At 68.8% G+C, this 12,368-nt stretch carries 13 protein-coding genes; 5 read left to right on the top strand and 8 right to left on the bottom strand.

Features of this window, described 5'->3' with window-relative positions; genetic code table 11:
- Nucleotides 1-33: 33 nt before the first annotated feature.
- On the bottom strand, nt 34-735 hold the full coding sequence (locus BM150_RS19630; RefSeq protein WP_175496923.1) for a GOLPH3/VPS74 family protein: 702 nt from the start codon (nt 733-735) through the stop codon (nt 34-36).
- A 522-nt stretch (nt 736-1,257) separates the two neighbouring features.
- Here BM150_RS19630 and pdhA point away from each other — a divergent pair.
- From pdhA to BM150_RS19645, 3 genes are read left to right on the top strand one after another with little or no spacing between them, the layout of a single operon-like run.
- Entirely contained in the window at nt 1,258-2,514 is a 1,257-nt protein-coding gene (gene pdhA, locus BM150_RS19635; protein ID WP_175496924.1) for a pyruvate dehydrogenase (acetyl-transferring) E1 component subunit alpha, read from the top strand.
- Complete coding sequence (locus BM150_RS19640; protein WP_092928784.1) at nt 2,514-3,533, top strand: alpha-ketoacid dehydrogenase subunit beta; 1,020 nt, start codon at nt 2,514-2,516, stop codon at nt 3,531-3,533. The genes pdhA and BM150_RS19640 overlap by 1 nt, the downstream gene beginning before the upstream one ends.
- Nucleotides 3,534-3,543: 10 nt before the next feature.
- Entirely contained in the window at nt 3,544-5,067 is a 1,524-nt protein-coding gene (locus tag BM150_RS19645; protein ID WP_092928785.1) for a dihydrolipoamide acetyltransferase family protein, read from the top strand.
- A 391-nt stretch (nt 5,068-5,458) separates the two neighbouring features.
- On the opposite strand, the gene BM150_RS19650 is transcribed toward BM150_RS19645, so the two are convergent.
- The 6 genes from BM150_RS19650 to BM150_RS19675 all read right to left on the bottom strand — a co-directional run bounded on the left by BM150_RS19650 (nt 5,459) and on the right by BM150_RS19675 (nt 10,041).
- Complete coding sequence (locus BM150_RS19650) at nt 5,459-5,920, bottom strand: pyridoxamine 5'-phosphate oxidase family protein (RefSeq protein WP_092928786.1); 462 nt, start codon at nt 5,918-5,920, stop codon at nt 5,459-5,461.
- Between the two features lie 106 nt (nt 5,921-6,026).
- The gene (locus BM150_RS24240) at nt 6,027-6,542 is read right to left on the bottom strand and encodes a hypothetical protein (protein ID WP_175496925.1); all 516 of its coding nucleotides are present in this window, start codon (nt 6,540-6,542) and stop codon (nt 6,027-6,029) included.
- Between the two features lie 432 nt (nt 6,543-6,974).
- On the bottom strand, nt 6,975-7,262 hold the full coding sequence (locus BM150_RS19660) for an Imm1 family immunity protein (protein ID WP_175496926.1): 288 nt from the start codon (nt 7,260-7,262) through the stop codon (nt 6,975-6,977).
- Nucleotides 7,263-7,482: 220 nt separating this feature from the next.
- Nucleotides 7,483-7,737 carry a hypothetical protein gene (locus BM150_RS19665; RefSeq protein WP_092928788.1) on the bottom strand — a complete coding sequence of 85 codons (255 nt, stop codon included), beginning with the start codon at nt 7,735-7,737 and terminating at the stop codon, nt 7,483-7,485.
- A gap of 313 nt (nt 7,738-8,050) precedes the next feature.
- The gene (locus BM150_RS19670; protein WP_092928789.1) at nt 8,051-9,259 is read right to left on the bottom strand and encodes an acyl-CoA dehydrogenase family protein; all 1,209 of its coding nucleotides are present in this window, start codon (nt 9,257-9,259) and stop codon (nt 8,051-8,053) included.
- 191 nt (nt 9,260-9,450) lie between these two features.
- Nucleotides 9,451-10,041 (bottom strand): SCP2 sterol-binding domain-containing protein, encoded by a 591-nt coding sequence (locus BM150_RS19675; RefSeq protein ID WP_092928872.1) that lies wholly within the window; start codon nt 10,039-10,041, stop codon nt 9,451-9,453.
- Between the two features lie 95 nt (nt 10,042-10,136).
- On the opposite strand from BM150_RS19675, the gene BM150_RS19680 reads away from it, so the two are divergent.
- Entirely contained in the window at nt 10,137-10,811 is a 675-nt protein-coding gene (locus BM150_RS19680) for a TetR/AcrR family transcriptional regulator (protein WP_165400729.1), read from the top strand.
- 94 nt (nt 10,812-10,905) lie between these two features.
- Nucleotides 10,906-11,541, top strand: a complete 636-nt coding sequence (locus BM150_RS19685; RefSeq protein WP_092928791.1) for an MBL fold metallo-hydrolase — start codon at nt 10,906-10,908, stop codon at nt 11,539-11,541.
- Between the two features lie 25 nt (nt 11,542-11,566).
- Here BM150_RS19685 and BM150_RS19690 read toward each other — a convergent pair whose 3' ends face one another.
- Nucleotides 11,567-12,310 carry a polysaccharide deacetylase family protein gene (locus tag BM150_RS19690; protein ID WP_092928792.1) on the bottom strand — a complete coding sequence of 248 codons (744 nt, stop codon included), beginning with the start codon at nt 12,308-12,310 and terminating at the stop codon, nt 11,567-11,569.
- Between the last annotated feature and the right edge of the window lie 58 nt (nt 12,311-12,368).

Consider the following 12,368-nt stretch of genomic DNA (forward strand, 5'->3'; position numbering starts at 1 on the left):
CACCCGGCCTGGTGAAGACCGAGGTTGTGAGGCTCAGCCGCCTCCGCCGCCGTCACCACCACCGCCACCGTCGCCACCCCCGCCGCCGACCGTGCCCGCGATAGCGGCACCGGTCGCGGCCACGGCGGCCGAAACCGCCCCTTCCAGGTGCTGGCCCTTGGCGATGTGCTTGAGCCTGCGCCCCTGCGACCGGTCGAAGCCGAGCAGCCTGCGATGCAGGCCGGAGGGATAAACGATCGCGACCAACAGGGCCAGCCGGTCGTCCGGTGAGCGCTCGCCACGAGCGAGTTGTCCCAGCTCACCGATCAACTCTTGCTGGACGGACCCGTGCGGCCGGTAGCGATCGCGCGGGATGAAGCCGAGCAGCTTTTCCGGTTCGTACTCCAGATAACCCCGCTGCCGCAGCGCCCAGCGCTGTTCCCGGAACGCACCGCGACGATCCGCCAGCCAGGTCTGAAACGGGATCGGTTTGCCCTTCCCCGCGATTCGGCCCGCCAGCACCGACAGCGGGCGTTCCAACGGCTCGAAGCCCACCGGGGTCGAGTCGAGCAGACCGATCTTGACACTCCCGAGGGCGGAGCGGCTCAGCTCGGCACGACCGTGCATCACGAGCTCGGCGATCTCGGCCGCGGGAGTGAGGACTTGGTGATTGACCCCGTGGTGTTGCTTGCCGTCCGGCCCGTGCAGCAACAGCACGATCTGGTCCGGCAGCGACAACGACAGATGCGCTTCCACGGCGGCGATGCTAGATCACACGAAACGCGCCGGGGCCCGTTTCGCACGAATCCGGGCCCTCGATCCCCCGACCGGAGGCATCCGCCCCCGAGAGCGTTCCCCGGTGTAAGCCGATCGAGCAGGGCGCCACCCCCGGAACCCAAGAGTGACCGCTCCCGCACCGAACGTACTCACCATCGATTCAGCCCGGCCCGCGACGACGCTGACCAGTATCGGAATCGGCCGGGAAAAAATCGGTTATACAACTGTCACAACACCATCCATCGGAGATCCACCCCTATGATGACCTGCGAATTCGCCTGATCCAACCGCGAGCTACGGTGCGCCGGACAAGGTTTGCAGGCGGCATCGATCTCTGTGGCAGGGCTCACGGAAGTGGCCGTTGTCATGCCAGGATGGCGAGGAGCGATCCAACGACCCCGATCGGATGACCCGAGACCCACCTGGTCGACGGCGCCGTCAGGGGTAACCGGTCACAACCGCCACAAGCGGTAACGACCGGGGTGAGACTAGGAGATCCACATGTCCCCCGAACACTGGACGCGACCGAGCCGACCCGACGATCGCGATCGACTCGCGGACACCGCGGTGCCTGCCGCAACCTCAGCAACACCAACGAGGGAGCAGGTGATCGCCGGTTTGCGTGCGACCAGCGAAGGCGGAGCTGATCTGGTTCAGCTCCTGACGCCGGAGGGTCAGCGGGTATCGCACCCGGACTTCGACATCGACATCACCGACGAGCAGCTACGCGGCATGTACCGCGACATGGTGCTGGTGCGGCGTGCCGACCGCGAGGGCAACGCGCTGCAACGCCAGGGCCAGCTCGGAATCTGGGTTCCGCTGCTGGGTCAGGAAGCCGCGCAGATAGGCGCGGGCCGCGCCATGCGACCGCAGGACATGGCCTTCCCGAGCTACCGCGAGCACGGAGTCGCCTGGTGCCGGGGCATCGACCCCACCGAGCTGCTGGGCATCTTCCGCGGCACGGACCACGGCAGCTGGGACCCGAACGAAACCGGCATGAGCCTGTACACCATCGTCATCGGCAACCAGTGCGTGAACGCCACCGGCTACGCGATGGGGCAGAAGTTCGAGGGCAAGGTCGGCAACTCGGGGGATGACCCCGCCTCGAACGAGGCCACCATGGTCTTCTTCGGCGACGGCGCCACCAGCCAGGGTGACGTGCACGAGGGCATGGTCTGGGCCTCGGTCTACGACGCGCCGGTGGTCTTCTTCTGCCAGAACAACCAGTGGGCGATCTCCGAGCCGACCGAACGGCAGAGCCGGGTACCGCTCTACGAACGCGCCAAGGGATACGGCTTCCCCGGCATCCGGGTCGACGGCAACGACGTGCTCGCCACCCTCGCCGTCTCCCAGTGGGCCATGAACGAGGCCAGGCAGGGCAACGGACCGCTGCTCATCGAGGCGTTCACCTACCGCATGGACGCGCACACCACCTCGGACGACGCCACGCGCTACCGGCTGGACGACGAGCTGGAGGCGTGGAAGCTCAAGGACCCGATCGAACGGTTGCGGGCGCACCTGCTCCGGGAGGAGCTCGCCGACCAGGAGTTCTTCGACAGGGTGGATTCCGAGGCCGACGAGCTGGCTGCCAGGTTCCGCGAGTTCTGCGTGAACATGCCGGAACCGCCGCCCGAACGGATGTTCTCCGCCGTCTACGCGGAGGAGAGCCCCGTGGTGGCGGCACAGCGGGAGGACTACCTGAACTACCTCGCAGGCTTCGCCGACTCCGGCCACGACACCGAGGGGAGTGTTCGCTGATGGCCGCGCCCACGATGGAATCGACCGGTTCCAGCACCACACCGACCCAGACGATCACGATCGCCAAGGGGCTGAACAACGCGCTGCGCAACGCCATGGAGCGCGACCCGAAGGTCCTGGTCATGGGCGAGGACGTCGGCAAGCTCGGCGGTGTTTTCCGCGTCACCGACGGACTGCAGAAGGACTTCGGCGAACACCGGGTGCTCGACACGCCGCTGGCCGAGTCCGGAATCATCGGCACGGCCATCGGCCTGGCGATGCGCGGGTTCCGCCCGGTCTGCGAGATCCAGTTCGACGGGTTCATCTTCCCCGGCTTCGACCAGATCGTCTCGCAGCTGTCCAAGATGCACTACCGCAGCCAGGGCAAGGTGAAGGTTCCGCTGGTCATCCGGGTTCCCTTCGGCGGCGGTATCGGGGCGGTGGAGCACCACTCCGAGTCACCGGAGTCGCTGTTCGCCCACGTGGCGGGCCTGAAGGTGGTCTCCTGCTCCAACCCGGTGGACGCCTACTGGATGCTGCAGCAGGCCATCGACTCCGACGACCCGGTGCTGTTCTTCGAGCCGAAGCGGCGGTACTGGGAGAAGGCCGAGCTCGACCCGACGGCCGAGCACCTGCCGCTGGTCAGCTCCGCCGTGCTGCGCACCGGATCCGACGTCACCGTCGCCACCTACGGGCCGATGGTCAAGACCTGCATGGACGCCGCGACCGCGGCCGAGGAGGACGGCAACGACGTCGAGGTCGTGGACCTGCGTTCGCTCTCACCGCTGGACCTGGGCCCGGTGGCCGAGTCGGTCCGGCGCACCGGACGGCTGGTCGTGGTCAGCGAGTCGCCGCCGGAGTCCTCGGTCACCTCCGAGGTGGCCACCCGGATACAGCAGGAGTGCTTCTACTCGCTGGAGGCCCCCGTGCTGCGGGTGAACGGATTCGACACGCCGTACCCACCGAGCAAGCTGGAGGAGGGCTACCTGCCCGACCTCGACCGGGTACTCGATGCCGTCGACCGTTCACTGGCCTACTGAGGGAGCAGGCATGGCACAACTCAAGAACTTCCCGCTTCCGGACGTCGGTGAAGGGCTGACCGAGGCGGAGATTCTGAACTGGCGGATCGGGCCCGGTGACGCGGTCGAGCTGAACCAGATCATCGTGGAGATCGAGACCGCGAAGGCATCGGTCGAGCTGCCGTGCCCCTACGCGGGGACTATCAGCGAGCTGCTCGCCGAACCCGGCCAGACCGTGGAGGTCGGAACCCCGATCCTCACGATCGAGCCGGCCGGTGCGGAGAGCGACGAGTCGGAACCGGACAAGCCCGCGGAGCGGGGCGAGCGGTCCGAGCAGGGCGGCAAGATCGGCGAGGAAGGTGCCGACGGCCGGATCGCCACCCTGGTGGGGTACGGCCCGCGCTCGACCAGCGCGAAACGCCGCCCCCGCAAGAAGGACGCCACCGCCGGGCAGCGCGGCGGCTCCGACAGCGGTGGATCCAACGGCTCGGCCGGGCAACGGCCCGCCTCCAACGGCACTCCGGTGCCGACCGGCGCGGGCACCGACGGCGCGGGCACCAACGGCACCGCGGTGAACGGCTCCGCCCCCGCCACGAGCACGCCGTCCGCTTCCCGGCAGGCCGAGTCGGCCGCGGGCGGCACCGGCGTCGCAGCGGGCGGCGGAGTGCCGCTCGCGAAACCGCCGGTGCGCAAACTGGCCAAGGACCTCGGCGTGGAGCTGCGTTCGCTGCACGGCTCCGGCTCGGGTGGCGTGATCACCAGGCAGGACGTGGAACGCGCGGCGGCGGGCGGCGTCACGGCCGCGGCCTCCGAGGGCCCCGCTGCCGGATCCCTGGCGGCTCGGGACAGCGCCGAGCGGGAGCACCGGGTTCCGATCAAGGGGGTCCGGAAGGCGACGGCGCAGGCCATGGTGGACAGCGCGTTCACCGCCCCGCACGTGACCGAGTTCCTGACGATCGACGTCACTCCGATGATGGAGTTCCGGGAGCGGCTCAAGAAGCACCCCGACTTCCGGGACGTCAAGGTCACACCGCTGGCGATCGCGTCCAAGGCGATGTGCCTGGCCGCGAAGCGGACACCGGACGTCAACGCCGCCTGGGACGGTGAGGCGGGCGAGATCGTCTACAAGGACTACGTGCACCTGGGTGTGGCCGCGGCCACCGACCGCGGCCTGGTCGTGCCCAAGGTCCGCGACGCGGACGGGATGTCACTGCGGGAACTGGCCGTGGCGCTGGAGGAGCTGACCAGCACCGCCCGTGAGGGCAGGACCTCGCCGGAGGCGATGACCAACGGCACGATCACGATCACGAACGTGGGCGTGTTCGGGGTGGACACCGGGACGCCGATCCTCAACCCGGGCGAGTCGGCGATCCTGGCGTTCGGCGCCATCCGCGAGATGCCCTGGGTGGTCGACGGCCAGGTGGTGCCGCGTCAGGTCTGCCAGCTGGCGCTGAGCTTCGACCACCGGGTGGTGGACGGCCAGCAGGGCTCGCGGTTCCTCGCCGACGTCGGATCGATACTGTCCGATCCGGGGATGGCCCTGACGTTCGGGTAGAACTCGGGCAGCCCGGTTTCCGTAACCGGTTGCGCGGCGGGACTCACGTGCCGGGTCGGCTACCGGCACGTGAGTCGGCCTCCACCGGGGCGTCGATTTCGCGAGAAATTGACGCCCCCCCGCACGGGGGTGTGACCCCAGCTCCGTCGATTTCTCGCGAAATCGACGGGCCAGCAGTGCCGACGAACAGCCGCACTCCCACCACTCCCGTAAGCCGCACTCCGACCACTCTCGCAGTCGGCACCGCCGCGGGTTCTCCGGTGCGGCTCTCGCGAGGACGGCCCCGACGTCGTGTAGGTCGCTACCCGATGTCGGGGCACCCGCAGCGAGAGCCGTGCGGGAGGTTCCGCCACCCGCACCGCCACGCGAACCGAGCCGCGAAATCAGCGACTCAGGAGCGGTGGTGGTCGGTGATCCCTGCTCCGGGCCGCCAGGTGCGGATCAGCAGCTGATCCTCGGCCACGCTGGTGTGGGTGATCTCGTGCAACTCCCAGCGGAACATGTGGAAGGTGCCGGGCTCGTGCTGGATCTCGGCGGCATAGGCACGCAGGTCCTCGCCCTCGGGAATCTCGACGGCACGCCCGGATACCTTCACATCCCCCTCGGTCATCTCGCCGGGATGGGCGTGCAGCGCGGCGCGCGGGTCACGCCGCAGGTCGAGCGCCTTCAGCGCGCGTGGCATCGATCCCATGACGAGGTTGCCGTCGTGGAACTGGACCTCGGTGCCGCTGACCCGAGGTGATCCGTCCCTGCGCAGTGTCGCCAGGACGTGGTGCAGGTGCGCCTCGAAGCACCGCCTTACGGCTGTCGCGAGCTCCGGTGCCTCGGTTTCGAACTGTTGCCAATCGGTCACGCGACCAACATCGCACGAACCCCCGACAACACGGCGTCACCGCGGGAATCGGCGATTCCGGGGGCGTACCGGCTCGTTCCGCGAGATTCCCGGCGCCCGGAATCGCTCACTCCTCCTTGCGCCTGCGGCCACCGCGCTGTGCGGCGGCCCCGGCACCGGCGACGGCCTGCGCGGCCGCGCTGGTGTTCTGCCCGGAAGTGTGCTGACCGGAACCCTGCGTCCCGGAGTCGGCGCTGTCGTCGGTCTCGGACGTCTTGGTCGACTGAGCGGAAGTGCCCTCGGACTGCTGCCCGTGGGCCTGCGAGGCCCCGTTCGACGTGGCCGAGGCGGACTTCTGCTGGGCGGCCCGCTGCGTACCGGATCGGCGGGAACCGGAGCCGCTCTCGGACTGCTCGACCTGTCCGGTCGCGTTCTGCTGCTCGGAGCCCTGGTCTCCGCTCGCCGCGGCGGCCTGAGCCTGCTCGGTGGCCGGCTCGGCTTCCGGTGGCTGGGTGGCCGATGGCCCCTCCGGAAAGTCGAACTCGTGCGACTCGAAGTCGTGCACGTCGATCTCCGGTAGCTCGAGCTCGCTGTGGAGCTCCCCGAAGATCGGAGTTCCAGGGTCGGATGTCGCCTTGCTCACCGCTTCGCCCTCCCAATCACTCTCGAAGCGAGCCGGGATACTGCCGGTCTCTCGCGTACGACGGAGATCCCGGCGTGGTGTACCCGAGCGTCGGCACCACGAATCCCGCCGGGGATTCGTGGCACGCGGCCGGCCCGAGGGCCGTCCGCGCCGATAAAACACAGGGGTGAACGGTCCTCGCAGGCGAAGCCGAACAATCTCACCTCTTCAGGTGAGGTGTGCGCCGACTTCACCCGACCGCAACCTGCCAGCATTCCAGAGAAACAAAGCGGAAACCGGCGACAATTCCGAACCGTGGCGAAGGCCACGCACGGCTTGCGAGCTTGCTCACAGGGTCATCCCGTCACTCCACGGCACGGGCACCCCCGCCGTGGAGTGACGCAGGATACGTAACGGGGAATCGCCCGGATGCCGGGACGGTCCCGGTGCTGATCAGTACCGGGGGTCCTGCCAGGTGAGGTTGGTCGGACGTCGGCCGGTCGTGAGGAATTCACGGGCGACCTGGTGCGCCTCGGCGACGGGGACGGCCGAGTCGAGTGGGGCGTGGGGCCATGTGCCGCCGTAGTCGAATCCGGCGTCGTCGGGGGTGGGCAGGGCGCCCTTGCCGGCGACGGCGCGGGCTGGTTTTTCGAGGTAGCTCACCGAGCTGTACCCGTCCTGGCCGAGACCGATGTGCAGGGCGCATCGTTTGTCGGGGACGAGTTCGACGTAGGTGGGCACGGGTGAGGCACTCAGCGGCGGCTTCGGCTTCCCGACCGGCCTCGGCCAGCCCGGTATAGGCGTGGGTGAGGCTGTGGTCCTGACTGGTACGACTCAGTGTGGCGACCCGTTCGGCCGCCTCGGCCAGCACTCGGCGGGCGCGGTGCAGGTGCTCTGCCGGTAGAGCCGCATGGGCAGCGGCCAGGCGGGCGGCGAGATCCTGCAACAACGACATGCCGGATCACAATCGGTCGGCGTAGTCGCGGAGATCTCCGGCCGCCCGGGCGCTCAACCGGAGACAGGCGCGGACGTGCTCGCCAGCCTGGTTGATCCGGGCGAGGACGGTGTGGGCGTCGGTGTTGCCGCTGCCGCGCAGAGCATCGGCCAGGTCAGCGGCGATGATGTCGAGCTGTTCGACGGTGACGGCCATCTGATCGGGGTAGACGTCGTCAGCGACTCCGGCCAGCCGGACACGAAGTTCCTCCAGGGCACTCACGGTCACTCCTTGTCGCAACAGTGATCACTTACTGTGCGAAAAGGATGGTGTTCACCCCCGACAAATTCTTCGACGATCTTCGATCCGCCCTACGCCCACGACAAAGGAGAAGGAGTCCCGAGCTCGCGATCAACCGGCATCGCGACCAGGGGCCCGACTGGCGTCGCGGCGCATCCGCGACGACCCGCTCGCCAGGGATCTCGTGCCTCGCTCGTACCGACGCGCGTCCGTACCCGTCCCGGGCGAGGGCTCGGAACGGGCTTATCGGACTTCTTAGGTTCTGCGACGGCACAGTGACACGTCGCCTTCGGTCTCAGGGAATGTGCCGCCCCGAGATCGCCCTGGCCACCACCAGTTGCTGGATCTGCTCGGTGCCCTCGAAGATGTCGTAGATCTTGGCGTCGCGGTGCATCCGCTCCACCGGGTACTCGCGGGTGTAGCCGCTGCCGCCGAGGATCTGGATGGCCCGCTCGGTGGTCCAGGTCGCGACCCGACCGGCCTTGAGCTTGGACATCGAGCCCTCACCGGCGGTGAAGGGGATCTCGTTGCGGCCCATCCAGGCGGCACGCCAGACCAGCATCCGGGCAGCGTCGATCTCGGTACGCATGTCGGCGAGGGTGAACGCGATCCCCTGGTTGTCGATGATCGGGCGGCCGAAGGTCTCCCGCTGGGTCGCGTACTCCAGGGCGTGCTCATAGGCGGCCCGGGCGATGCCGATGGCCTGCGATCCGACTGTGGGGCGCGAGAGCTCGAAGGTGCGCATCGCCTGCGAGCTGGACTTGCCGCCCTCCCTGGCCCGCGCCAGCCGCTCGTCTAGCTTCTCCTTGCCACCCAGCAGGCAGCGGCCCGGCACCCGCACGTCGTCCAGGAACACGTCGGCGGTGTGCGAGGCACGGAGCCCGTGCTTGCGGATCTTGCTCGGCGCGGACAGCCCGGGCGTACCGGGCGGGACCACGAAGGCGGCCTGACCGCGCGGCCCGAGTTCGGGGTCCACCACGGCCTGCACCACGTGCACGTTGGCGATCCCGCCGTTGGTCGCCCACGCCTTCTGCCCGTTGAGCACCCACTCGTCGGTGGCCTCGTCGTAGACGGCGCGGGTGCGCATCGCGGCGACGTCCGAACCCGCCTCGGGTTCGGAGGAGCAGAACGCGGCCACCTGGGGCTCGTCGACATCGCCGTAGCACTGCGGAACCCACTCGGCGAGCTGGTCCGGCGTGCCGGCGGAGAAGATGCCCGCCACCGCGAGCGTGGTACCGAAGATCGCCATCCCGATGCCGCCGTCGCCCCAGAACAGTTCCTCGTTGGCTATCGGCAGCGACAGACCGGTTTCGTCCGCCCAGAACGTCGCCAGCGTCTCGAAGCCGTAGAGGCCGACCTTGGCGGCCTCGGAGATGATCGGCCAGGGAGTTTCCTCCCGCTCGTCCCACTCGGCGGCGGCGGGACGGATCTCCTTCTGGGCGAAGCCGTGTAACCAGTCGCGCAGTTCCTGGTGCTCTTCGGTGAGTTCCAGTGAGAAGCTCATGAGTTTTCCTCGGATGTCGTTGCTGGTGGTTCGTGGCCGAGTCGGACGGTGGCCCCTGTTCCGACACGGCGGTGCCCGGGCTTCCTCCGGTGGACGCGTGTGGCTGCGGGACGGCCACGACCGGATCTTCGGGACGTTCGGGGTACCGGAAATGTCGGGGTCGCCGAGGGCGTCGGGCTCGGACTCGCTCGTCAGGCCTTCGGGATCTGGAAGAGCTTGGTCAAACCGGCGGCGAAGCCGACGTCACCGGCCACCTTGAGCTTGCCCGTCATGAACAGCATGGGTGCCGAGGCGTTGCTCGAGGCGAGTTTGAGCAGCTCCACCGGGCCGAGCATCACGGTGGCCCTGGGCTCGTGCTCCGGTGTTTTGCTCACGGTGCAGGTACCGCCGGACAGCACGCACTCGTAGCGCAGCACTCCGGTCTCGTCGGCATCCGAGTCGGGCGAGCCCTGCGAGGTGGAACCGTCGAGGTTGATGCGCCAACGCACCACGGCCTCGGTGCTCTTGGCCTTGTCGGAGCGGTAGTGCTCGCCCATGCGGCGGAACAGTTCGTCGAGGATCCGCTCGGCCAGCTCCGGGCGGTCCATGACGTCCCGCAGCTGCTCGTCGGAGGCGCGGGAGATCAGCCTCGCGAACTGCTGCGGCTCCAGCGAGCTGAGATCGACTTCGGTGTCGGCCGCGGCCAGTTCGGAGGCTGCCGCCAGCAGGCTGACGAACTCCTCCCTGCTGACCTGCTTCGGATCGGTGGCCGCCAGCGCGGCGATGGGGTCGGATTCCGACATGTTGCCCTCCATTACCTACTCACGAGTAAGACTACTCCCGAGTAGATAGACCGGCAATACAACCCCCTGATCGATACTGTTCTACCGTGCCAAGAGTGCAGGACGCGAGACACGACCGGACGGACCAGTCCGGCACCCCCGCAAAGCCCCGCTCCAGACGCCTGCCCCGGCAGGTGCGCGAGCGCCAGATCCTCGACGCCGCCGTGACGGTGTTCGCCAAGTACGGCTACCACGAGGCGGCGATGGACGAGATCTCCGACGTGGCCGGGATCTCGAAACCCATGATCTACGCCTACCTGGGCGCCAAGGACGAACTCTTCGTGGCCTGCATCAGGCGGGAGGCGAACCGACTGATCGAATCGATCAGCCAGGCGGTGGACGCGGATCTGAAACCGGACGAACAGCTCTGGCGCGGGTTGCACGCGTTCTTCGAGTACGTCAACGAGAATCGCGCCAGCTGGACCGTCCTGCACCGTCAGGCGAGTGTGCAGGGGCAGCCCTTCACCTCCGAGCTCTCCGAATGGCGCGACCGGGCGCTGAACCTGGTGGCGGAACTGCTGGCCCGCGCGGGAGGCAGCAGCGAACAACCGGTGCAACTCGAACAGATGCAGCCGTTCGCCGCAGCCCTGGTGGGAGCGGGTGAATCGATGCTCGACTGGTGGATAGATCACCCGGAGTACACCGCCGACGCGCTCTCGATGCGCCTGATGAACCTGGTGTGGATGGGTTTCGGCGACATGGTCCAGGGACGCCGCTGGAAACCCTCCTGACAACGCCGCGGACGCGCGGCGCACCGACACAGCAGGCACGCGACGACTCGAGCATCGCGAGACCGACAACCGACACGAACCCACGGAGGCAATCTTGCGCTTGACCCACTACGGGCACGCCTGCGTCCTCGTCGAGACCTCGGCGGCGAGGCTGCTGATCGACCCGGGCACGTTCTCCCACGACTTCGAGGCGCTGCGCGACCTGGACGCGGTGCTGCTCACCCACCAGCATCCCGACCACCTGGATCTGGAACGGCTGCCGGACGTGCTGCGCAACAACCCGAACGCGCGGCTGGTCGCCGACACCGAGTCCGCGGCCAAGCTCTCCGAAGAGGGGATCGAGTCCGAGACGGCCCACCCGGATGACGCGTTCGAGCTCGCCGGGGTGGCGATCAACGTCGTCGGCGGCCAGCACGCGGTGATCCACCCGGACATCCCGCGCATCGCCAACATCGGCTACCTGGTGGAGCACGGTGCCTTCTACCATCCCGGCGACTCCTTCCACGTTCCGGAGCAGCGGGTCGACGTGCTCGGACTGCCCACCGGGGCGCCCTGGCTGAAGCTCTCGGAGGCGGTGGACTTCCTGCGGGCGATGAACCCCCGCGTGGCGGTGCCGATCCACGAGGCGGTGCTGTCCATGCCGCAGATGCACTACGGCATGTTCGAACGACTCGGCCCGGAGGGAACCACCGTGACGGTGCTCAACCGGGGTGAACCGACCGGCGTTTGAGCGCACCGCACCCCGGTCCCGCTGATCAACTGGTCAGCGGGTCCGGGTTCGGAGCGCCGCGTCCGGTCGGGGCCGAACGCGGCGGTGCGGGCGGAGGTGCGACCAACTCGGGGTAGGTCGCCGGGACGGCTCCGTGCAGCAGCGCCAGGTCGATGGCCTCGTGAACCGCCGTGCGACGGGTGGGATGCCCCAGGTCCTCGGCGGAGATCGCGAGCCTGGCCAGTCCCGGCCAGTCACGCACCTCCCGTTCGGCCATCGAACGCAGCCCCCTGCGGCGAGCCGACTCGCTACGGAAGCCCGCCGGGGTCCTTACCCTGCTGCGGCGTACCCGCCCGGTACGCAGGTCCCGCAGCACCTCCGGCTCGACGCACGCACCGAAGCCCGCCGCACGCAGCGCCGCCAGGGTGCCCGTCGACGCCCGGCCGCCCAGCGGGGCGAACGTCTCGGAGCCGAGCCCGGCCGCGTCGAGAACCGCGCTCACCGCGGTCAACCGCAGCCCGGCTTCGTGGCGGGGGCGGCGACGGTCGTCGTGGAGCCCGCGAATCCGGTTCGAACGGGGTGGTTCGAGACCGTGCAGCACCAGGGCATCGCCCGATACGACGCGCTCCCGCAACCAGTCGGTCACGGCCGAGTCGGCCAGCAGCGAGGCGGGGACCAGCACCGACAACCCGACACGCAGCCGGTCCAGCCGCGCGGCGAAGCGGGCACAGCGGGCGAGATCCGGCTCGCCGCCGATGCCGTACAACGAGACCACGAGTCGCGCGCTCACGGTGCTTCATGGCGCCAGACCGGGCTGTCGTACCGGTGACCGGCGGATGAAACCGACG

The organism is Actinopolyspora alba (assembly GCF_900112765.1).
GTDB classification, from domain to species: Bacteria; Actinomycetota; Actinomycetes; order Mycobacteriales; family Pseudonocardiaceae; genus Actinopolyspora; species Actinopolyspora alba.